Origin of the sequence: Agromyces sp. GXQ0307, from assembly GCF_044769845.1 — a bacterium.
GTDB lineage: Bacteria > Actinomycetota > Actinomycetes > Actinomycetales > Microbacteriaceae > Agromyces.
In genome coordinates, this window is record NZ_JBIZVY010000001.1 from 193,489 (window position 1) to 214,230 (window position 20,742).

General features: G+C 72.4%; 21 protein-coding genes. 5 read left to right on the top strand and 16 right to left on the bottom strand.

Annotated elements, in window-relative coordinates:
• Positions 1-30: 30 nt before the first annotated feature.
• Genes ACIQH8_RS00935 through ACIQH8_RS00975 form a run of 9 tightly spaced genes read right to left on the bottom strand, consistent with a single transcriptional unit; the run spans position 31 to position 8,585 of the window.
• Positions 31-957 carry an alpha/beta hydrolase gene (locus ACIQH8_RS00935; RefSeq protein WP_400993654.1) on the bottom strand — a complete coding sequence of 309 codons (927 nt, stop codon included), beginning with the start codon at positions 955-957 and terminating at the stop codon, positions 31-33.
• Positions 954-1,700 (bottom strand): 3-hydroxybutyrate dehydrogenase, encoded by a 747-nt coding sequence (locus ACIQH8_RS00940; protein WP_400993657.1) that lies wholly within the window; start codon positions 1,698-1,700, stop codon positions 954-956. Before ACIQH8_RS00940 ends, ACIQH8_RS00935 begins: the two co-directional genes overlap by 4 nt.
• A complete protein-coding gene (locus tag ACIQH8_RS00945) occupies positions 1,697-2,359 on the bottom strand; it encodes a TetR/AcrR family transcriptional regulator (RefSeq protein WP_400993660.1) in 663 nt (220 codons plus the stop codon). Before ACIQH8_RS00945 ends, ACIQH8_RS00940 begins: the two co-directional genes overlap by 4 nt.
• The gene (locus tag ACIQH8_RS00950) at positions 2,356-3,903 is read right to left on the bottom strand and encodes an AMP-binding protein (RefSeq protein ID WP_400993663.1); all 1,548 of its coding nucleotides are present in this window, start codon (positions 3,901-3,903) and stop codon (positions 2,356-2,358) included. Before ACIQH8_RS00950 ends, ACIQH8_RS00945 begins: the two co-directional genes overlap by 4 nt.
• Positions 3,896-4,987, bottom strand: coding sequence for a branched-chain amino acid ABC transporter permease (locus tag ACIQH8_RS00955; protein ID WP_400993665.1), 1,092 nt, complete (start codon positions 4,985-4,987; stop codon positions 3,896-3,898). The genes ACIQH8_RS00950 and ACIQH8_RS00955 overlap by 8 nt, the downstream gene beginning before the upstream one ends.
• Positions 4,984-5,859, bottom strand: a complete 876-nt coding sequence (locus ACIQH8_RS00960; protein WP_400993667.1) for a branched-chain amino acid ABC transporter permease — start codon at positions 5,857-5,859, stop codon at positions 4,984-4,986. The genes ACIQH8_RS00955 and ACIQH8_RS00960 overlap by 4 nt, the downstream gene beginning before the upstream one ends.
• Positions 5,859-6,587 (bottom strand): ABC transporter ATP-binding protein, encoded by a 729-nt coding sequence (locus ACIQH8_RS00965; RefSeq protein ID WP_400993670.1) that lies wholly within the window; start codon positions 6,585-6,587, stop codon positions 5,859-5,861. Before ACIQH8_RS00965 ends, ACIQH8_RS00960 begins: the two co-directional genes overlap by 1 nt.
• A complete protein-coding gene (locus ACIQH8_RS00970) occupies positions 6,584-7,339 on the bottom strand; it encodes an ABC transporter ATP-binding protein (protein ID WP_400993672.1) in 756 nt (251 codons plus the stop codon). The genes ACIQH8_RS00965 and ACIQH8_RS00970 overlap by 4 nt, the downstream gene beginning before the upstream one ends.
• Positions 7,340-7,388: 49 nt before the next feature.
• On the bottom strand, positions 7,389-8,585 hold the full coding sequence (locus ACIQH8_RS00975; protein ID WP_400993674.1) for a substrate-binding domain-containing protein: 1,197 nt from the start codon (positions 8,583-8,585) through the stop codon (positions 7,389-7,391).
• Positions 8,586-8,736: 151 nt separating this feature from the next.
• Here ACIQH8_RS00975 and ACIQH8_RS00980 point away from each other — a divergent pair, with 151 nt between their 5' ends.
• Entirely contained in the window at positions 8,737-9,921 is a 1,185-nt protein-coding gene (locus tag ACIQH8_RS00980) for an acetyl-CoA C-acetyltransferase (protein WP_400993676.1), read from the top strand.
• 90 nt (positions 9,922-10,011) lie between these two features.
• On the top strand, positions 10,012-11,292 hold the full coding sequence (locus tag ACIQH8_RS00985; RefSeq protein ID WP_400993678.1) for a low temperature requirement protein A: 1,281 nt from the start codon (positions 10,012-10,014) through the stop codon (positions 11,290-11,292).
• A 67-nt stretch (positions 11,293-11,359) separates the two neighbouring features.
• Here ACIQH8_RS00985 and ACIQH8_RS00990 read toward each other — a convergent pair whose 3' ends face one another.
• The 6 genes from ACIQH8_RS00990 to ACIQH8_RS01015 all read right to left on the bottom strand — a co-directional run bounded on the left by ACIQH8_RS00990 (position 11,360) and on the right by ACIQH8_RS01015 (position 16,855).
• Positions 11,360-11,650 (bottom strand): SHOCT domain-containing protein, encoded by a 291-nt coding sequence (locus ACIQH8_RS00990; RefSeq protein WP_400993681.1) that lies wholly within the window; start codon positions 11,648-11,650, stop codon positions 11,360-11,362.
• A gap of 134 nt (positions 11,651-11,784) precedes the next feature.
• A complete protein-coding gene (locus ACIQH8_RS00995) occupies positions 11,785-12,447 on the bottom strand; it encodes a response regulator (protein WP_400993683.1) in 663 nt (220 codons plus the stop codon).
• Entirely contained in the window at positions 12,444-13,622 is a 1,179-nt protein-coding gene (locus tag ACIQH8_RS01000) for a sensor histidine kinase (RefSeq protein WP_400993685.1), read from the bottom strand. Before ACIQH8_RS01000 ends, ACIQH8_RS00995 begins: the two co-directional genes overlap by 4 nt.
• A gap of 83 nt (positions 13,623-13,705) precedes the next feature.
• A complete protein-coding gene (locus tag ACIQH8_RS01005; protein ID WP_400993687.1) occupies positions 13,706-15,031 on the bottom strand; it encodes a M50 family metallopeptidase in 1,326 nt (441 codons plus the stop codon).
• 75 nt (positions 15,032-15,106) lie between these two features.
• The gene (gene dxr, locus ACIQH8_RS01010) at positions 15,107-16,192 is read right to left on the bottom strand and encodes a 1-deoxy-D-xylulose-5-phosphate reductoisomerase (protein WP_400993689.1); all 1,086 of its coding nucleotides are present in this window, start codon (positions 16,190-16,192) and stop codon (positions 15,107-15,109) included.
• Between the two features lie 24 nt (positions 16,193-16,216).
• The gene (locus tag ACIQH8_RS01015) at positions 16,217-16,855 is read right to left on the bottom strand and encodes a hypothetical protein (protein WP_400993692.1); all 639 of its coding nucleotides are present in this window, start codon (positions 16,853-16,855) and stop codon (positions 16,217-16,219) included.
• Positions 16,856-16,940: 85 nt separating this feature from the next.
• Between ACIQH8_RS01015 and ACIQH8_RS01020 the strand changes: the two genes are divergently transcribed.
• Entirely contained in the window at positions 16,941-17,702 is a 762-nt protein-coding gene (locus tag ACIQH8_RS01020) for a lysophospholipid acyltransferase family protein (RefSeq protein WP_400993694.1), read from the top strand.
• Between the two features lie 88 nt (positions 17,703-17,790).
• Positions 17,791-18,705 carry a hypothetical protein gene (locus ACIQH8_RS01025; RefSeq protein WP_400993697.1) on the top strand — a complete coding sequence of 305 codons (915 nt, stop codon included), beginning with the start codon at positions 17,791-17,793 and terminating at the stop codon, positions 18,703-18,705.
• A gap of 67 nt (positions 18,706-18,772) precedes the next feature.
• On the opposite strand, the gene ACIQH8_RS01030 is transcribed toward ACIQH8_RS01025, so the two are convergent.
• On the bottom strand, positions 18,773-19,252 hold the full coding sequence (locus ACIQH8_RS01030) for an OsmC family protein (RefSeq protein WP_400993699.1): 480 nt from the start codon (positions 19,250-19,252) through the stop codon (positions 18,773-18,775).
• 103 nt (positions 19,253-19,355) lie between these two features.
• Between ACIQH8_RS01030 and gabT the strand changes: the two genes are divergently transcribed.
• Positions 19,356-20,741, top strand: a complete 1,386-nt coding sequence (gabT, locus tag ACIQH8_RS01035; protein ID WP_400993702.1) for a 4-aminobutyrate--2-oxoglutarate transaminase — start codon at positions 19,356-19,358, stop codon at positions 20,739-20,741.
• Position 20,742: the final 1 nt, after the last annotated feature.

Below are 20,742 nucleotides of genomic sequence, written 5' to 3' on the forward strand. Positions count from 1 at the left end.
GTGACCTCCTTGTCAGTGACGGCGTTCGCGTCAGCGATGCCCGACGGATGCCGCGGCGTCGGCCTCGGCGAGCCGCGGTGCCAGCACCGCGGCGACCTGCGCGGCCCCCGCATCCGTCATGACGATCGTGTAGTGGTTGAGCCCCGCGACCTCGGTGACGCGGAGCGCCGGCATCCGTTCTGCGAACGCCGCCACCCGCTCGCGAGGGTACAGGGCTTCGGGCTGGTCGAGGAGTCCGCGCTCGGCGCGGAGGAAGTCGACGGGAGCGGGCAGCGCGAGGAGGTCGCCCTCGTACCCGTCGCTGCCGTCGAGCTCGAGCACGTTCTGGCCGACGGCCTCGGCGACCGACGACGAGCGCAGCTCGGGCGCGGTGCCGACGAGGTCGTAGGCGACGTAGTCCGCCACCCGCTCGTCCCACGCGGGACCGATCGCCGGGTGCGCCTTCCAGAACTCGTCGTAGGCCGCGCCGTCCGTGAAGCGCATCTCGAGCCGCGCGATCGCCGGACCGAGCACCGCGGCGGCGACCTCCTCGGGCGACAGGCCCTCCGGATGCGGGATCGGCAGGCCGCCGTCGACGAGCACGACGCCCGCGACCCGATCCGGGTGCGCGGCGGCGAGCCGCACGGTCACGAACGCGCCCATCGAATGGCCCACGACGAACGCCCGATCGATACCGAGCGCATCGAGGAGGCGCACCTGGTCGTCGGCGTGGTCGCGCAGCGACCACGGGCCCGGCAGGTCGGCGGAACGGCCCCGACCCCGCAGGTCGGGCGCCACGATCCGTCGTCCGGGCAACGCGTCGGCGACGTGGTGCCAGGCCCGATGGCTCGCGGTGATGCCGTGGATGGCGAGGACCGGGGTGCCCGGGGCATCCGCCCGCCACTGCCCGCCGGCCAGGCGGCCACCGCGGACCGGCGCGGAGCACGGCGCCGGCGTCGAGATCCCGGTGCCGGTCATCGGGCGCTCCATCCGCCGTCCATGGTGTAGCTCGCGCCGGTCACCATCCTGGCGTCGTCGCTCGCGAGCCAGCTCACGAGGCTCGCGACCTCTGCGGGCTCCACGAGTTGCTTGATCGCGGACTCGGTCAGCATGACCTTCTCGACGACGTCCTCCTCGGGGATGCCGTGCACGATCGCCTGGTCGGCGATCTGCTTCTCCACGAGCGGCGTGCGCACGTAGCCCGGGTTCACGCAGTTCGAGGTCACGCCGTGCGGGCCGCCCTCGAGCGCCGTGACCTTCGAGAGCCCCTCCAGGCCGTGCTTGGCCGCAACGTAGGCCGACTTGAACGGCGAAGCGCGCAGCCCGTGCACGCTCGACAGGTTGATCACGCGGCCCCAGCCGCGCTCGTACATGCCGGGCAGCGCAGCGCGGATCAGCAGGAACGGCGCTTCGAGCATGATCCGCAGGATCAGCGAGAACCGCTCGGGCTCGAACTGCTCGATCGGGCGGACGTGCTGGATGCCGGCGTTGTTGACCAGGATGTCGGCCTCGAGGGTGAGGTCGGCGAGCGCGGCCGTATCGCCGAGGTCGACCTGCCAGGCCTCCCCGCCGATGCGCTCGGCCGCCGCGGTCGCCGCCTCGCCGTCGAGGTCGGCGATGGTCACGTGCGCGCCCGCCGCGGCGAACGCCTCGGCGCAGGCGAGGCCGATGCCGCTCGCGCCCCCGGTGACGATCGCCCGCCGTCCGGACAGTCCGGTCATGAGTCCTCCCCTTCGCTGCGGCGGTCGCCCGTTCCGAGGGCGCCGCCGATGAATCGCATCATCTCGTCGAGCACGTGCTCCGGTACCGCGTCGGTGCCCGACGCGGTCGGGTCGGCGTCGTCGCCGGCGCCGCCGGCGCCGTTGCCCCAGAGCACCCAGCGCATGCCGATCATCTCGCCGACGCCCATGAGCGCCCATGCGGCGACGGTCGGGTCGATGTCCGAGATCTCGCCGTCGTCCTGCGCCTGCCGCAGCCCGTCGATGTAGCCTTCGACGATGCGGGTGTAGTGCAGGCGCAGCGCGCCCGGAGAGACGAACTCGGCCTCGCGGACCACCCGGTAGAGCGCGGGGTGCTCGGCCGTGAATCGGAAGAACGCCGCGAAGCCCGCGCGCTCGGCCTCGAGCCGGCTCGTCGCGCCGCGCGCGCCCTCGCTCATGGCCTGGCGCACGCGCTGGTTCAGGTCCTCCACGAGTTCGTCGAACACGTCGAGCTTGGAGTCGAAGTACAGGTAGAACGTTCCCTGACCGACCCCCGCGCGGTCGGTGATGCGCGAGACGGATGACTCGGTGTAGCCGTGCTCGGCGAACACGTGCTCGGCGGCCTCGAGGATCCGCCGGCGGGTCTGCTCGCCGCGCGCGGTGCGCGGTGCGGCGCTCATGCGTCGACTCCGGCAGCGAGCCGCGCCGCCCGCTCGGCGAGCACGCGTCGGAGCGTCTTCGACGCCGTCGAACGCGGGATCTCGTCGATGAAGCGGATGTCGCGCGGGACCTTGTAGCCCGCGAGGGAGGCTCGTGCGAACTCGGCGAGCTCGGCGGCATCCGTGATCGCACCCGGCCGGAGGACGACCCAGGCCGAGCCGACCTCGCCCCAGCGCTCGTCGGGCACGCCGACCACCGCGACGTCGGCCACCGCGGGATGCGCGATGAGCACCGACTCGACCTCGGCGGGCGAGACGCCCTCGCCGCCGGAGATGTACACGTCGGTCAGCCGATCGACGATCGTGAAGTAGCCGTCGGCGTCGCGGCGCACGAGGTCGCCCGTGTGCAGGCGGCCGTCGCGGAGCGCCGCGGCCGTGGCCTCCGGGTCGCGGAAGTACCCGGCGAAGACACCCGGTCCCGAGACGAGGAGCTCGCCCTCGGCCGCGCCCTCGAGGACCTCGCCCGTCGCCGGGTCGGCGACCTCGACGTCGACGTGCGCGTACGGCAGGCCCGCCGAGCCGACGCGGTCTCGCGCCTGGCCGTCGGGCAGGCACAGCACGTTCGGCGAGGCCTCGGTGAGGCCGTACCCCTGCGTGAGCGCCACACCGCGCGCGTGCCAGGTGCGCAGCAGTGCCGGGGGCATCGGGGCGCCCCCGACGACGGCATGCCCGAGGCTCGAGAGGTCGGTGTGCGCGAAGTCGGGGTGCTGCGCGAGGAAGAGGTAGTTGGCGGGGACGCCCATCATGGTCGTGATGCGGCGCTCGGCGACGAGTCGCAGCACCCGTCCCGGGTCGAACGTGCGCTCGAGCACCACGGTCGCGCCCGACCACCAGGCGAGCAGCGGCTGGATGTTCCAGCCCCCGACGTGGAACTGCGGCATCACGGCGAGCACCACGTCGTGCTCGGCGATCGCGATCGTCTTCGAGAGCGAGAGGTTGGTCCAGAAGCAGTTCGCGTGCGTGAGCATCGCGCCCTTCGGCCGCGAGGTCGTTCCCGACGTGAAGACGATGAGGAGAACGTCGTCGTCGCGGACGTCGGTGCGGGTCGCGGGCGCCTCCGGGCGTGCACCCGGATGCGGGACGCGCTGCTCGACGCCGTGCGCCCCGAGCGCGTCGACCGGGATGCGACGGGCGAGCCGTCCGAGCGTCGCACGCGAGAGCGTCTGGTACTCGTCCTCGACGAGCAGCAGCACGGGGTCGGCGACCTCGACCTGCTCCGAGAGCTCGCGGGGCGAGAGCCGCCACGAGAGCGGGACGAGCACGAGCCCGGCTTTCGCGCACGCGAAGAACAGCACGACGTGGTCGGCGCTGTTGCCCGTGATCGTCGCGACCCTGTCGCCGATCGCATAGCCAGCCGCGCGGAAGGCGGCGGCGAGCCGCTCGGCGCGGTCGTCGAGCTCGCGATAGGTGATCGCGACACCGCGATCGTCGATCGCGATCGCCTCGGGCGTCGTGCGGGCGCGGTCGGCGGTCCACCGTCCCAGGGTCAGGGCTCCGTCAGGCATCGACCGCCTCCTCGGGCTCGATGGACCGGTCCTGCCGGCGACCCGTGGCGATGCGCGCCGGCAGGCCGGCGATGCCCCCCGGAAGGAACAGCACCACGAGCACGAACAGGGTGCCCAGGATGAAGAGCGGCTCGGACAGCGGAATCCGGAGGATGTCGGGCAGGGCGGCGATCGCGTCCGACCCGGCGAGCGCCGTCAGGCGCTGGTCGAGCAGTGTGTAGACGATACCGCCGACGATCGCACCCCAGCGTGCGCCCGCTCCACCGAGCACGACGATCACGAGCAGCGTCAGCGTGAAGTCGGCGGTCGCGATGCGCGGCGCCGCACCCGACTGGAGCAGGAGGTAGCCCATGCCCGCGACGGACGCGAGCACCGACGCCGCGATGAACACGAGGAGCTTCACGTTGTACGGGCGTAGGCCGATGACGCGCACGCGCAGCTCGTTCTCGCGGATCGCCTCGGCGACGTGGCCGGCGCGGCTCCGCTCGACCCACAGCACGATCAGGTAGACGAGCACGAGGATGCCGAGCGCGACCCAGTAGAGGTTGCGGGTGTCGACGACGCCGACGAGCTCCGGCGGCACGTGCGACGTGTCGAGCGCGAGCCCCTCGTCGCCGCCGGTCGCGCTGCCCGGGTTGCGGCGGATCAGCACGGAGCCGGCCTGCGCGAATGCGAGCGTGACCATCGCGAACGAGATCCCGGTGACGCGCAGGGCGAGCGCCCCGACCGTCGCGGCGAGCACGAACCCGAGCACGAGCGTCGCGGCGATCGCGACCGTGAACACGAGCGCGCTCGGCCACTCGGCCGGGCCGAACGCCTCGAGCGTCATCGCGAGCCCGTACGCCCCTGCGGCGAAGAACAGCGCGTGGCCGAACGAGAGGAGCCCGGCGAGGCCGAACATCATGCGGTAGGTGAGCGCGAGCGCGGCGATCAGCAGCGCGAACGCGAGCAGCTGCAGGGTGCCCGGCGTGTACGTGGGCCCCGGCAGCACGCCCGGGATGTCGATCGCGAGGAGCGGCAGGATCGCGAGCCCGACGACGAGCAGGATGCCGCCGACGAGCAGGCGGAGCGACTTGGCGTTCATGCGGCCTTCCCCATGAGTCCACGCGGTCGGATGAGCAGCACGGCGGCGAGGAGCACGACGACCACGAGGTCGCCCGTGCCGCCGAGGTAGAAGTTCGCGAACTGCTGCAGCACGGCCACGAGCACCGAGGCGATCGCGGCGCCCGTCAGCGAGCCGAGCCCGCCGATGACGGTGACGATGAACGCGAAGATGAGCAGCACCGATCCGAGGTGCGCCGACACGTACCCGTAGTAGACGGAGGCCAGGACCCCGCCGAGCCCGGCGGCGGCGCCGCCGATCGCGAAGACGAGCGTGAACGAGCGGCGCACGTCGATGCCGAGCGCGGTCACCATGTGCCGGTTCTCGACGCCGGCGCGGATGATGAGTCCGTACCGGGTCCTCTTCAGGAAGAGCACGATGCCGCCGAGGACGAGCGCGGCGCACGCGATGAGCACGAACCGGTCGTTCGGGATGCGGGCTCCCAGGATCTCGGTGGTCTGGGTGAGCCACGCGGGCCGGTCGGTGTAGATCGGGTCGGTGCCCCAGATGCCCTCGAACAGGGCGACCGCGGCGAGCGAGATGCCGACGGTGACGAGCGCCTGCTCGATGTGGCGCTCGTAGAGCCGGCGGATGATGAGCGCCTCGGTGAGCACGGCGACGGTCGCGCCGACGAGGATGCCCACGAGCGCGGAGATCGCGAGGCCCGTCCAGGTGCCGTCGGAGATCCGGCGGCCGGCCTCCCAGCCGAGGAAGGCGGCGATCGTGAGGAACGCGCCGTGTGCGAAGTTCAGCACGCCCATGAGGCCGTAGATGAGCGAGAGCCCGCTCGCGACGAGGAAGTAGAGGGCGCCGAGGCCGAGGCCCGTGACGACGAGGAGGATCAGCGTGTCCATCAGGCGGCCTCCCGTTCGTCGTGCACGCCGAGGTAGCGCTGGACGCGGTCGTGGTCGTCGAGGAGTTCGTCGGCGGAGCCGGTGAACACCACGCGGCCGCTGCTCAGCACGACGACGCGTTCGGCGAGCCTGCGGACGACGAGCAGGTTCTGCTCGACGAGGAGGATGGGGGCGGTGCGCGCGGCCTCGGCGAGCGCATCGGCGACCTCGTCGACGATGCGCGGTGCGAGTCCCTTCGTGGGCTCGTCCACGAGCAGCAGACGGTTCTCGTTCACCAGTGCCCGCGCGAGCGAGACCATCTGCTGCTGGCCGCCGGAGAGGGTGCCCGCGCGCTGCTCGCGTCGGGCCTCGAGGTCGGGGAACAGGGATGCCACGAGCTCGCGCCGCGGCGACCGGTCGCGCTCGGCGAGACGGAGGTTCTCGGCCACCGTGAGCGAGCCGAAGACCTCGCGGTCCTCCGGGACGTACGCGACGCCGCGCTGCACGATGCGGTGCGTCGGCATCCGGTCGATCCGCTCGCCCGCGAGTCGAACCTCGCCGGTGCGGTCGATGAGTCCGAGGATCGACTTGATGGTCGACGTCTTGCCGACGCCGTTCCGGCCGAGGAGCGCCGTGACCCCGGTCGCCGGGACGTCGAACGAGACGTCCTCGACGACCTGTTGGCCGGCGATGCGACCGTACAGGTTGCGGACGCTCAGGATGGGGACGTCCGCGACGGGCCCGCTCATGCGGCGGTCCCGAGGTAGGCGGACTGGACGGTGGGGTTCGCCATGACGGCCTCCGGGGAGTCGGCGGCGAGCAGTTCGCCGTGGTGCATGACGGCGACCCGGTCGGCGAGGCCGAGGACGACGTCCATGTGGTGTTCGACCATGAGCACGGTGCGCCCGCCGCGATGGAGCCCGCGGATGACCTCGGTGAGCGCCGGGACGTCGGCCGAGCCGACGCCCGCCATGGGCTCGTCGAGGAGGATCACGCGGGGCTCCATCGCGATGAGCATCGCGATCTCGACCTTGCGCTTCTCGCCGTGCGAGAGTCCCGAGGCGCCGGCGTCGGCCCGGTGGGCCATGCCGACCTCCTCGAGGGCGGCGAGGGCGCGCCGGGTCGCGGCATCCGTGCGCCGGGGGATCCGGAACACGGATGCCGCGCGGCCCTCCCGTGCCTGGGCGGCCAGCCGCACGTTCTCGAGGACGTCGAGCGCCGGGAAGAGGCTCGAGGTCTGGAACGTGCGGCCGAGGCCGGCCGAGGCGCGTCGGTGCACCGGGTGGGCGGTCACGTCGGCGCCCGCGAGGCGCACGACGCCCTCGGTGGGCCGGAGGACGCCGGAGACGATGTTGAAGAGTGTCGTCTTGCCGGCGCCGTTCGGGCCGATGACGCCGAGCATCTCGCCCTCGGGCACGGTGAGCGACACGTCCTTGAGGAGCTGCGCCCCGCCGATGCGGAGGGTGACGTGCTCGAGTTCGAGCGCCGCGTGGTCGGTCATGTTCGCGAGTGCCTTCGGTTCCTGGTCGGTTCGGGTCGGATGGCCCGGCTCAGCCGGCGACCGGCGGGGCGACGGTCTCGGCGTCGACGGTCTCGATGAGCTCGGGGGCCCATCCGTCGGCACCCTCGACCAGCTTGACCTGGTACATCGGCTGGATCAGCGCGTGGTCCTCGGCGCGGACGGTGACCTCGCCCTTGACCGACTCGAAGGTCCAGCCCTCGAGCGCGTCGATCATCGCGTCGACGTCGTCGCCGCCCTCGCGCACGGCCTGCACGATCATCTGCGCGGCGACGAAGCCGTCGACCGAGAACAGGTCGGGCACGGCACCCGCCTCTTCGAGGCGCGTGATCATCTCGTCCTCGATCTCGGTGCCCGCGGCACCGCCGAAGTAGTGGTTCAGGAACGAGATGTCGCCCGAGGCGTCGCCGTAGGCCTGGTAGGTCGCGACGTCGCCGAGACCCGTCACGACCGGGGCTGCGTCGAACACGCCCTGCTGCTGCAGTGCGGTCCACATCGCGCCGGAGGACGCGCCGGCCCACGCGACGAAGATCAGGTCGGGCTGCGCGTCGATCAGCTGCTGCGCGAAGGGGGTGAACTCGGTCGCGTCCTCCGCGACGAGCACGCCCTGCACCTCGGCGCCCTGGCCGCCGAGCACGGCCTGGACGCCGGCGAGGTTGCCCTGGCCGAACGCGGTGTCCTGTGCGAACACGACGACCTTCTTGCCGGCCGGGTCGCCGATGAACGTTCCGGCGGTCGCCACGTCCTGGTAGGTCTGGCGGCCCGAGCGGAAGGTGTAGTCGTTCACGCCGGTGATCGCGTCGGCGGCGGCGGGACCGGAGATGTAGAGGATCTCGTTCTGCTCGGCCTGCTCGGCGAGCGAGGTCGCGATGCCCGAGACGACGGTGCCGGCGAGGACCTGGGTGCCCTGGCCGATCAGGTCCTTGGCCTTGGCCACCGCGGTGTCGGGGTTGCCCTGGTCGTCCTCCCAGGTGATCTCGAGCTCGCGGCCGTCGACCTCGCCGGTGCCCTCGGTGGCGTAGTCGAGGCCGGCCTCGAAGCCGGCGGTATAGGCCTCGCCGTATGCGGCGAGGGGGCCGGTCTGGGACGTGATCATGCCGATCGCGACGGGAGCGGCGTCCGCGTCGCCCGCGTCGCCTCCCCCGGAGGTGGTCGGCGCGCAACCGGACAGGGTGATCGCCGCGGCGGCGACGAGCGCCGGCGCGAGGTACTTCGGTGTAACTCGCATGCTGTGAGCCTCTCTGAGTGACGACGGTGTCAAACCTGACAGGTGGTTCAGGTCTCAGGAACGTACACTAGAGTCGATCGCGCAGGTCGCGCAACCCGGAGCGGTGCGCCCACCCCGTGCACCCCCATCGAGACGAAGGAGTCCCACCGTCATGAGCTTCCCCGACGTCGTCATCGTCGCCGGCGCCCGCACGCCGTTCGGCCGCATCGCCGGCAACCTCGGCAGCCGGACCGCCGTCGAGCTCGGCACCGTCGCCATCCGCGGCGCGCTCGAGAAGGCCGGGGTCTCCCCCGACGACGTCGACGCCGTGATCATGGGCCAGGTGCTGCAGGCCGGGGCCGGCCAGAACCCCGCGAAGCAGTCCGCGGTCGCCGCCGGCATCCCGTGGCGCGTCCCCGCGATCACGCTCAACAAGGTCTGCCTGTCCGGACTGGTCGCGATCGCCGACGCGGCGCGCCTCATCCGCCTGGGCGAGGCCGAGGTCGTCGTCGCCGGCGGCCAGGAGTCGATGACCAACGCGCCGCACGTCCTCCCCGGATCGCGGAAGGGACACCTCTACGGCTCGGTCGAGCTCCTCGACACGACCGCCAACGACGGCCTCACCGACGCGTTCGACCACGAGTCGATGGGCGCCTCGACCGAGCGCTTCAACGAGCGCTACGGCCTCGGCCGCCCCGAACAGGACGAGATCGCGGCCGCCTCGCACGTGCGCGCCGGCAAGGCGCAGGCCGAGGGGCTGTTCGACGACGAGATCGTGCCGGTCGAGATCCCGCAGCGCAAGGGCGACCCCGTCGTCGTCTCGACCGACGAGGGCGTGCGTCCCGACTCGACGCCCGAGACCCTCGCGAAGCTCCGTCCGGCCTTCGCCGAGGGTGGCGCGATCACGGCGGGCAACTCCTCGCCGATCTCCGACGGCGCCGCGGCGGTCGTCGTCGCGAGCCGCTCGTGGGCCGAGGAGCGCGGCCTGCCGTGGCTGGCCCTCGTCGGCGCATCCGGCCAGGTCGCGGGGCCCGACAACTCGCTGCACTCGCAGCCCTCCAACGCGATCGCCGCGGCCCTCGACCGCGAGGGCTGGGCGGCGGGCGACCTCGACCTCGTCGAGATCAACGAGGCGTTCGCGGCCGTGTCGCTGCAGTCGATGAAGGACCTCTCGCTCGACCCCGAGAAGGTCAACATCCACGGCGGCGCGATCGCGCTGGGCCACCCGATCGGCGCCTCCGGCGCCCGCCTCGCGCTGCACGCCGCCCGCGAACTCGCGCAGCGCGGCGAGGGCAAGGCGGCCGTCGCGCTGTGCGGCGGCGGCGGCCAGGGCGAAGCCCTGCTGCTCTCGCGCTGATCCCCCGTCGGCGGAGGGCCGCACCGCGCGTCGATGCTGATGCAGAATGTCAGCACGACGCGGGCGACGGCCCGCCGACGAGGGGACGCGATGAGCGAGACGACCACGGACGACGGCGACCACGCGCCATCCGCCTCTGCCCGCCTCGACCACCGGCTGCGTCGGATGACGGGCCGCGACCCCGACGAGGCGCACCGCACGGCGACGCCGCTCGAGCTGTTCTTCGACCTCGTCTTCGTCGCGGCGTTCAGCGCAGCCGGAACCCAGACCGCGCACCTGCTCGAGCTCGGCCACTTCGCCGCGGCGACCGCGGGCTTCGTGTTCGCGGTGTTCGCCATCGCCTGGGCCTGGATCAACTTCACCTGGCTCGCGTCGGCCTACGACAACGACGACGTGTTCTTCCGCGTCGCGACCATGGTCGTGATGATCGGCGTCATCGTCCTCGCCCTCGGCCTGCCGCAGGCGTTCCACTCGATCGACGAGGGCGGCGAGCTCGAGAACGGCGTGGTCGTCATCGGGTACGTGATCATGCGCGTCGCGGTCGTCGCGCTCTGGCTCCGCGCGGCGCGGCACGACCCGCCGAGGCGCCGGACCGCGCTGACCTACGTCGTGCTGGTCTCGACCGCGCAGGTCGGCTGGATCCTCCTGCTGCTCGTGAACCCGCCGCTGCCGACGACCTTCGTCGTGTGGGGGGTGCTCGTCGCGTTCGAGATGGCCGGCCCGATGATCGCCGAGCGCGTCGAGGGCGGCACGCCGTGGCATCCGCACCACGTCGCCGAGCGGTACGGCCTGCTCGTCATCATCACGCTCGGCGAGATCGTGCTCGGCACCATCCTCGCGATCAGCGCCGTCGTCGAGGAGCAGGGATGGGACGTCGAGGCGGTGCTCGTCACCGTCGGCGGCACGATGCTCGCGTTCGGGCTCTGGTGGGTCTACTTCACGATGCCCTCGGCGGCGGTGCTCGCGAGGCATCGCGAACGCGGCTTCCGCTGGGGCTACGGCCACCTCGTGATCTTCGGCTCGCTGGCCGCGACCGGCGCAGGCCTCCACGTCGCCGCCTACGTCATCGAGGGCACCGCGCACATCGACGACACGGTGGCGCTCCTGACCGTCGTGATCCCGGTCGCCGTGTTCTCGACGGCGCTGTTCGCGATCTACACGGCCCTGCTGCAGGAGTTCGACCCGTTCCACATCCTGCTCTTCATGGGCGGCCTGCTGCCGCTCGTCGGCGCGGTCATGGCCGTCGCCGCCGGCGCGAGCATCGGCACGGGCATCGTGATCACGTCGCTCTCGCCGATCGTCGTGATCGTCGGCTACGAGACGATCGGCCACCGGCACCAGGCCGCCGCGCTCTCGCGCGCCCTGGCCTGACCTCCGAACGGCGACGGTGACGGATGCCGCGGGGCACGAGCCTCGCGGCATCCGATTCGCACGGGGCTCAGCCGTTCGGCCGGTTCGCGCGCAGCACCTCGAGGCGCGCGCGGTACTCGGTCTCGTCGATGTCCCCCTGCGCGAATCGCTCGGCGAGCGTCGACTCCGCGGACGCGCCGCGCGCCCACGGCGGGCCGTCCGCACCGCCCCAGGTGCGCCGGCGGCGCGTGACGAGGAACACGACGAGCCCGATCACGAGGATCCAGAGGATCGGGACGAACAGGAACGCCCATCCGAATCCGGCGCCCCACGGGCCGGCGTGGGCGACCGCGGATGCTGCGGCGAGGGTGGTGAGCATATCGGGACTCCTTGATCGTGCGGCCCCGGATCGAGCCGTCGACCACAGCCTCGCCGTGACGCGCCGCCCGCACATCCGCCCGCGGGCGGCACTCGGAGTACTCCGACGGGAGCACGGCCCGACCGAACCGGCGGCTAGTGCCATCCGGGCGCGACGAGCCCCGATTCGTAGGCGACCACGACGAGCTGCACGCGGTCACGGGCCTGCAACTTCGACATGATCCGCGAGACGTGCGTCTTGGCGGTCAGCGGGCTGAGCACCAGGCGTTCCGCGATCTCCTCGTTCGTGAGCCCCTGCCCGACGAGCCTCAGCACCTCCCGCTCGCGTTCGGTGAGTACCGCGAGGGCGCCGACGTCGGGGGCCTCCTTGAGGCCCACCGCCATCCGCTCGAGCAGCCGCCGCGTCACCCCGGGCGAGAGCAGCGCCTCGCCGCCCGCGACCACGCGGACCGCCCGGATGAGGTCGACGGGCTCGGTGTCCTTGACCAGGAACCCGCTCGCGCCGGCTCGGACCGCGCGCGCGACGTACTCGTCGAGCTCGAACGTCGTGACGACCACCACCCGGACGGCCGCGAGCGCTGGATCGGCGGCGATCTGCTCCGTGGCCCAGAGGCCGTCGCCGCCCGGCATCCGGATGTCCATGAGCACCACGTCGACCGGTTCGGACCGGACCAGCGCGAGCAGTTCCTCGCCGGTGGATGCCTCGCCCACGACCGCGAGGTCGGGTTCGGCCTCGAGCAGGGCACGGAATCCCGCACGGACCAGCACCTGGTCGTCGGCGAGCGCAACGCGGATCATGCGCCGGCCCCCCACGGCAATCGCGCGGTCACGCGTGTGCCCCCCTGCGGTGAACGCTCGACGTCGACAGCGCCCCCGAGCAGCGCTGCGCGCTCTCGCATGCCCAGGATGCCGCTGCCCTCCTCGGCGCCCTGCACGCCCGCGCCGTCGTCGTCGACCGTGAGGAGCAGGTCGTCGCCGAGCCGTTCGACGGCGACGATCGCGTACGACGCCTCGGCGTGCCGCACGACGTTCGTGAGCGCCTCCTGCGCGATGCGGTAGGCGGCGAACTGCACGGCCCGGCCGGGCGGCGCGTCCAGGCGGTCGACCAGGCGCGCCTCGAAGCCGGGTGCCTCGACTCCTGCGACGAGGCGAGGCAGCTCGGCGAGCTCGGCCAGCGGAGCCAGCGGCGCGTCGCCGCCGTCGGTGCGGTCGCCGCGGATGACGCCGAGCACGCTCCGAACCTCCTCCAAGGCCGTCTTCGAGGTCGCCTTCACGCTCTCCAGCGCGCCCCGCGCCTGCTCCGGATCGCGGTCCATGAGGTGCAGGCCGACGCTCGCCTGCACGTTGATCTGCGACAGCGCGTGCCCGATCACGTCGTGCAGTTCTCGGGCGATCCGCACGCGCTCGCGTTCCTCGGCCGTCTGCCGACGGCGGGCCGCGTCGGCCCGGTACGCGGCGGCGCGATCACGGCGCACGCGGACGAACGTGCCGATGCCGAAGCACACGGCGAGCAGCAGCGTCGTCGCCGCGATGCGGATCGGATGCCACGTGGGGCCGAAGCTCGACGCGAGCACGATCGCGGCCACCCAGCCGACCACGACCGAGACGACCGCCCAGACGAGCGCACCGCGGGCGACGGCGAGGATGATCGCGAACGCCAGGGCGACGTACGGCGGGCCGACGTCGGGCGGCGTGAGCAGGTCGGCGAGCGCGAGCGCCGTGATCACCGCGACGGTCGGTCCGGGTGCGCGGCGCGCGGCGAGGAGGGCGAGGGGGCCCGCGACCGCGAGGCCGACGTGGAGCACCTCGAGGCTCGTGGGAAGCCGCATCCATGCCGCGATCGCGATGGCCGCAGGCACCTGCGCGATCGCACTGACGACCACGGGTGCGAGGAGCACGAACGTGGGCGACGGCCGGAAGCGTTCGGGTCGTCCGCCCCACGGGGCGACGCCGTCCCAGGTCGGCGCGGGCATCTCCCGATCGTATCGCCGGGCCGGATCGGCAGGATCGGCCGAGGGGTGCGACCCGGCGTACTCCCCCGGGAGTACGCCGCCGCTCAGAGCACGCTGATGGGCTTCACGATGTCGGCGTAGATGAGCAGCGCGCTCATGCCGCCGAGGATGATCACCATCGCGAACGTGAGCGGCATGAGCTTCGCCAGGTCGACCGGACCGGGGTCGGGTCGGTTCCGCAGCTTCGCCCAGCCACGGCGGATGGCCTCCCAGAGCGCACCCGCGATGTGGCCGCCGTCGAGCGGGAGGAGCGGGATCAGGTTGAAGACGAACAGGGCGACGTTGAGCGAGGCGAGGATGCCGACGAGACCCGCCGCGCGCGAGGCGATCGGAACCTCGTCGAGACTCGCGATCTCGCCCGCGACGCGCCCGACGCCGACGACCGAGATCGGGCCGTTGGGATCGCGCTCCTCCGGGCCGAACGCGGCGTTGGCGACGTCCACCAGGCGTTGCGGGAGGTTGACGATGATGCCGGCGACGGCCTGCACGTTCTCGCCGACCATCGGCAGCACGGCCGTGACGGGCTGGCGCACGGTCTCGGTCGCGGGGCCGATGCCCACGAACCCGACCTCGTCGGTGAGCGGCTCGCCGTCAGATCCGGTGATCACCCGACCCTGCTCGTCGACGACGTAGCGTTCGCTGAGGAGCGGCGTCACCGCGAGCGCGACCTCCTCGCCGTCGCGGAGCACGACGACCGAGATCTCGTCACCGGGGTGCTCGCGGATGATCGCGGTGGACTCCGTCCACGAGTCGATGGGCTCGCCCTCGATGGCGACGATCGTGTCGCCGGGTCGTATCCCGGCCTCGGCGCCCGGTGCCGCCGGATCGCCCGGCTCGCACGTCTGCCGCTCGCTCGTCGCGGGCAGCGCGCACTCGGAGACCGAGCCGATCGTGGTGGAGGGCTGCGCGATGCCGAAGCCCATGAGGAGCACGGCGAAGAGCACGATCGCGAGCACGAGGTTCATGAACGGCCCGCCGAACATGACGATGATCCGCTTCCAGACCGGCAGGCGGTAGAACGCGCGGTGCTCGTCGCCGGGCGTGATGGACTCCGCGCTCGAGTCGCGCGCGTCCTGCACGAGCGAGCGGAAGAAGCCGGTGCTGTCCTCCTTCGCGTGGCCGTCCTTGCCGGGCGGGAACATGCCGATCATCGCGATGTACCCGCCGAGCGGGACCGCCTTGACGCCGTACTCGGTCTCGCCCTTCCGACGCGACCAGATCGTCGGCCCGAAGCCGATCATGTACTGCGTGACCTTGACGCCGAACAGCTTCGCGGGCACGAGGTGCCCGATCTCGTGCAGGCCGATCGAGACGGCGAGGCCGACGACGATGATGGCGACGCCGATCACGAACAGGAGCACGGATTCCACCCCGTCATCGTAGGGGCGATCCCTTGGTGCACGCTGTCCGCCGACTGTGAGCGGATGCCGCGGACCGGCGACGCGTCACGCCCGCGCGATGCGGAGGTCGGCCGCGCGCCGCGCGACCCGCTCCGCCTCGGCGAGCGAGTCGACCGTGAGCGCACCCGACGGCGACTCGTGCGCGTCGACGACCGCCTTGACCGTGTCGACGATCTCGGTGAACCCGATGCGGCCCGCGTGGAACGCCGCCACGGCCTGCTCGTTCGCGGCGTTGAACACCGCCGGGTACTCGCCGCCGGCACGGCCGACCTGCTTCGCGAGCCTCACGGCCGGGAACGCCGCGTCGTCGAGCGGTTCGAACGTCCACTGCTGGGCGTCGGTCCAGTCGAGCGGTTTGCCCGCCGCGGCGACCCGATTCGGCCAGTCGAGCCCGAGCGAGATGGGAAGGCGCATGTCGGGCGGCGACGCCTGGGCGATCGTCGAGCCGTCGACGAACTCGACCATGGAGTGCACGATCGACTGCGGGTGCACGACCACCTCGATGCGGTCGTAGTCGACGGCGAAGAGCAGGTGCGCCTCGATCACCTCGAGGCCCTTGTTGACGAGCGTCGCGGAGTTGGTGGTGACGACGAGCCCCATGTCCCAGGTGGGGTGCGCGAGTGCGTCGGCCGGCGTGACGTCGACGAGCTCCTCGCGCCGACGGCCGCGGAACGGCCCGCCCGACGCGGTGAGCACGAGCCGGCGGACCTCGTCGTGCGTGCCGGAGCGGAGCGCCTGCGCGATCGCGGAGTGCTCCGAGTCGACCGGCACGATCTGCCCCGGCTCGGCCAGTCGCGTCACCAGGTCGCCGCCGACGATCAGCGACTCCTTATTCGCCAGCGCGAGGGTCATGCCGCGCTCGAGCGTCGCGAGCGTCGGCCCGAGGCCGACCGATCCGGTGATCCCGTTCAGCACGACGTCGGCGTCGACGCTCCGTACGAGCTGCACGGCCTCGTCGATGCCGACCGCGGTGTGCTCGACGCCGAACTCCTCCGCCTGCCGCTCGAGCTCGGCGCGGTTCGACCCGACAGCCAGGCCGACCACGTCGAAGCGGCGCGGGTTGGCGCGGATGACGTCGAGCGCCTGCGTGCCGATGGAACCGGTGGACCCGAGGATGATGACGCTGCGCACACGGCCACTCTAGGCCGCGCGCGCTCAGCGGCGCGGGAGCAGGGCGACGGATGCCGCGACGCGACCCGGCACGGCGACATCCGCGATCCGCACGTCCTCCCAGCGCGAACCCAGCTCGGGCACGCTCCGCGAGATGCGGCCGTCGCCGTGATCGTCGCCCGGCATCGTCACCGCGATCCGCGACGGCTCGACGACCTCGAGGTGGCCGACCGCGCGGAGCAGCGCCGACTTGCGCGCCCACAACTGCGCGCGCACGAGCGCGCGGGCCGACGCATCGAGTTCGGCCAGCCGCTCCCGCTCCTCGGGGTGCAGCGCCGCGGCGTCCAGGATCGGCGCACCGTCGGTCGCCGCCTCGACGCCGACCCCGACCGGATGCCGCATGCCGACCGCGGCGACGACCACTCCGGCGCCCGTCGCCGCGTCGGCGAACCACGGCCCGCCCGAGGGCGTCGTGGGATATCGGACCGCGGGGCTGCCGTGCCGCACGCCGCACACCGGGCACGCGTGGTCGAGTTCGACGTCGTCGGCCGGCACCCCGGCCGACGACGCGAGATGCGCCCGCAGCACCGAATCGACCCCGGCGCCGCGCCGACCGCCTGCGGCGACGAGCACCCGGACGCCCGACTCGCCGAGCTCGACGACGTCCGTGGATGCGGTGTCCATCTGCCCATGATGGCGCACGCCCGGCCCGCCGCCGACCTCGACCAATATGCCGGGCCCCGCATACTGGCTGACGTAGCGTCGGAGGGTGAGTGAGATCGAGGCCGACGCCGTCCCCGCCCCGCGCTCGAAGCCCGGGCCCGTCTACGGGCTCGTCCGGGGTGTGCTCCGCCCCCTCGTGCGCATGATCTACCGCCCGACGATCACCGGCGCCGAGCACGTTCCCCGGTCCGGCCCGGTCATCCTGGCGTCGAACCACCTGTCATTCGTCGACAGCATCGTGATCCCCCTCGCGGCGCCGCGACCCGTGCAGTTCCTCGCGAAGTCGCACTACTTCACCGGCACCGGCCTGAAGGGCTGGCTGTCTCGGACGTTCTTCACCGCCATCGGCGCCGTGAGCGTCGAACGCGGCGCCGGGGCCCAGGCGCAGGCCGCGCTCGACCAGGGTCGCCGCATCCTCGACTCCGGCAGTGCGTTCGCCCTCTATCCCGAGGGCACGCGCTCCCTCGACGGGCGCCTCTATCGCGGACGGACCGGCATCGCGTGGCTGGCCCTCACGACCGGCGCGGTCGTCGTGCCCGTCGGCCTCGTGGGTACGCAGGAGATCCAGCCCGTCGGCGCATCGCTGCCGCGGGTTCGCCCGGTCACCGTGCGATTCGGCGCACCCCTCGACCTCAGCCGGCACGGTGCGGCGACGTCGGGTCGCGCCCGGCGGGCCGCAACCGACGAGATCATGGCCGCGATCCACGCCCTCACAGGCCAGGAGCTCGCGAACGCGTACAACGAGGCGCCGCCCCAGGGGGCGCTGGCGAAGATCGCCGATCGCGTCGCCCCGCGCGAGCGGGTGTAGAGGAGGGCGCCGTCCCCGCCGCAGCGACCCGCCGGCATCGGTGGAGTCTCCCAGCGACGGAACGGCCCGCACCGGTATCGTCAGCCCGATGAGGACTCGCTCCCGCGCGTGGATCGCCGCACTCGCGGCATCCGTCGCCCTGCTGCTGGCCGGCTGCGTGCCGACCCCCGGCATCGAGCGCGACCCGACCTCGGCAGACCGGCGCATCCCCTCGACCGACCGTTTCGACCCCGGCTTCATCGTGAGCGACGACGCGTTCTACGACTCCGGCGCGATGACGGTGCGCGATGTCCAGGCGTTCCTCGAGTCGCGCGACTGCCGGCCCGTCGACGACGTGCCGTGCCTCGCGGAGTACACCGAGGACGTCGAGGTCGTCCCTCCGGCCGGACCCCGTCACTGCACCGCCGTTCCCGGCGGCGAAGCGCTGCCGGCGAGCCGCATCATCGCGGACGTCGCGGCCGCGTGCGGGATCAGCCCGCGAACGCTCCTCGTCCTGCTGCAGAAGGAGCAGTCGCTGCTCACGCGCCCGAGCGCGCGCGGCTACGAGCGCGCGACGGGGTACGGCTGCCCCGACACCGCCGACTGCGACGCCCGGTACTTCGGGTTCTTCAACCAGGTGTACCGCGCGGCCTGGCAGTTCCGGCAGTACACCGTCGAACCCGTGCGGCAGTTCCGCATCGGCGCCGTCGACGTCGGATTCCATCCCGATGCGGCGTGCGGCGCCTCGACCGTCCGGATCCGGAATCAGGCGACGGCGAACCTCTACAACTACACGCCCTACCAGCCGAACGGCGCGGTGCTCGCCGACCCGTCCGGCGGAGACGACTGCTCCGCCTACGGCAACCTGAACTTCTGGCGCATCTGGAACCGCTGGTTCGGCGACCCGCACGAGGAGCGGCTCCCGGCGTACTTCCCGCCGTGCTCGCGCCTCGTCGGCGGCTACCCGTGCCCGGCGCCCGCACCGCCGGGGTCCGGGCTCGCGCCGACCACTGCGCTGCCCTGAGCCGGCAGGCCGCGTCCGGCCGCGCGCAGCGGGCCGGCGCTCGCCGCCGCCGCCATCGCGAACGGCCTCAGTTACCGCGGACGAGGGTCGTCGGCTCGTGCCGGACGGGGAAGGCGACGGATGCCGCGATGAAGCACTTCTCGGACGCCTCGAGGTGCAACGAGTCGGCGAGCTCGCGCATCGAGGCGTCGGCGACCGTGACCCGCGGACGGAGGACCGCCTCCTCCATCCGCCCGCCGCCACGACCGTCCTCGCGCATCGTCGCGGTCGCGGCATCCTCGTAGCCCACGACGACGACACCGTGGTTCACGGCGACGTGCAGGAAGGAGAGCATATGGCACTCGCTGAGCGCGGCGAGCACGAGTTCCTCCGGATTCCAGCGATCACGGTCGCCGTGGAAGGCGCGGTCGCTCGATCCCGCGATCTCGTGGAGCTTGGCGTCCGACCGCACGACGTGCTGCCGCCCGTACGAGCGGTACGACGAGGTGCCCTCGCCGCGGTCGCCCTGCCACTCGAGCTCGATCGCGTAGTGGTGCTCCCCGAGCATGTCGCTCCCTCCCATGCGGCGCACGCGGAACGTTCCGCCGTCGTCGATCCTGCACCCGGCCGCCGACGTCGCGCGGCGGCACCGGGGTTAAGCTGGTCCGATCATGACTGACACCTGGATCCCCGTCGAATCCACGCCCGCCGATTCGGCCGAATCGGCCGCCGTGCCGCAGGAACGACGGATCGTCACCGCTGTTCCCGGCCCTCGCTCGCAGGAGCTCCAGTCGCGCCGCACCGCCGTCGTGTCCGCGGGCGTGTCGAGCGTGCTCCCCGTCTACATCGAGCGTGCGCACGGCGCCGTCCTGGAAGACGTCGACGGCAATCGGTTCCTCGACTTCGGCGCCGGCATCGGCGTGACCACGGTGGGCCACACGCCCGCCCGCGTCGTCGACGCCGCTGCGGCGCAGTCGCGCGACGTGCTGCACACGCTCTTCACCATCACGCCCTATGAGGAGTACGTCCGCGTGGCCGAACTCCTCGCCGCGCACACGCCCGGCGACTTCGCCAAGAAGTCCGTGCTCGTCAACTCCGGTGCCGAGGCCGTCGAGAACGGCGTGAAGATCGCGCGCAAGCACACCGGTCGGCGCGCGGTCGCCGTGCTCGACCACGCGTACCACGGCCGCACGAACCTCACGATGGCCATGAACTACAAGGCGATGCCGTACGGGACCGGCTTCGGCCCGTTCGCCGGCGACGTCTACCACGCTCCGAGCTCGTACCCCTATCGCGACGGCCTGACCGGCGCGGAGGCGGCGGCTCGCACGATCGCCTACCTGGACAAGGTCGTCGGTGCGTCCGACCTCGCGTGCCTCGTGGTCGAGCCCATCCAGGGCGAGGGCGGCTTCATGGTCTACGCCGACGGCTACCTCCCGGCGCTTCAGGAGTGGTGCACCGTGAACGGCGTCGTCATGATCGCCGACGAGATCCAGTCCGGGATGGCGCGCACTGGCGCGTACTACGCGTCCGAGCACTTCGGTTGGGTTCCGGACCTCGTCCTCACGGCCAAGGGCATCGCGGCCGGCTTCCCGCTCGCGGCCGTCACCGGCCGGGCCGAGATCATGGACGCCTCGCACCCCGGCGGCCTCGGCGGCACGTTCGGCGGGAACCCCGTCGCCTGTGCGGCCGCCATCGCCGTCTTCGAGACCATCGAGGAGGAGGGCCTCCTCGCCGAGGCGCGCCGCATCGAGGCGAGCCTCACCGCCGGGCTCGAGCGCCTGCGCGAGAAGTACGACATCATCGGCGACATCCGCGGCCGCGGAGCGATGATCGCGATCGAGCTCGTCGAATCCGGCAGCGCCGGAACCACGAAGACGCCGAACGCGTCGGCGGTGTCGGCGATCGTCGCGTACGCCGCGCAGCAGGGCGTCCTCTTCCTGAGCGCCGGAACGTGGGGCAACGTGCTGCGGTTCCTCCCGAGCCTGCAGATGACCGACGCACTCATCGAGGATGCGCTCGGCGTGCTCGACGACGCCTTCGCGTCCCTCGCCTGAA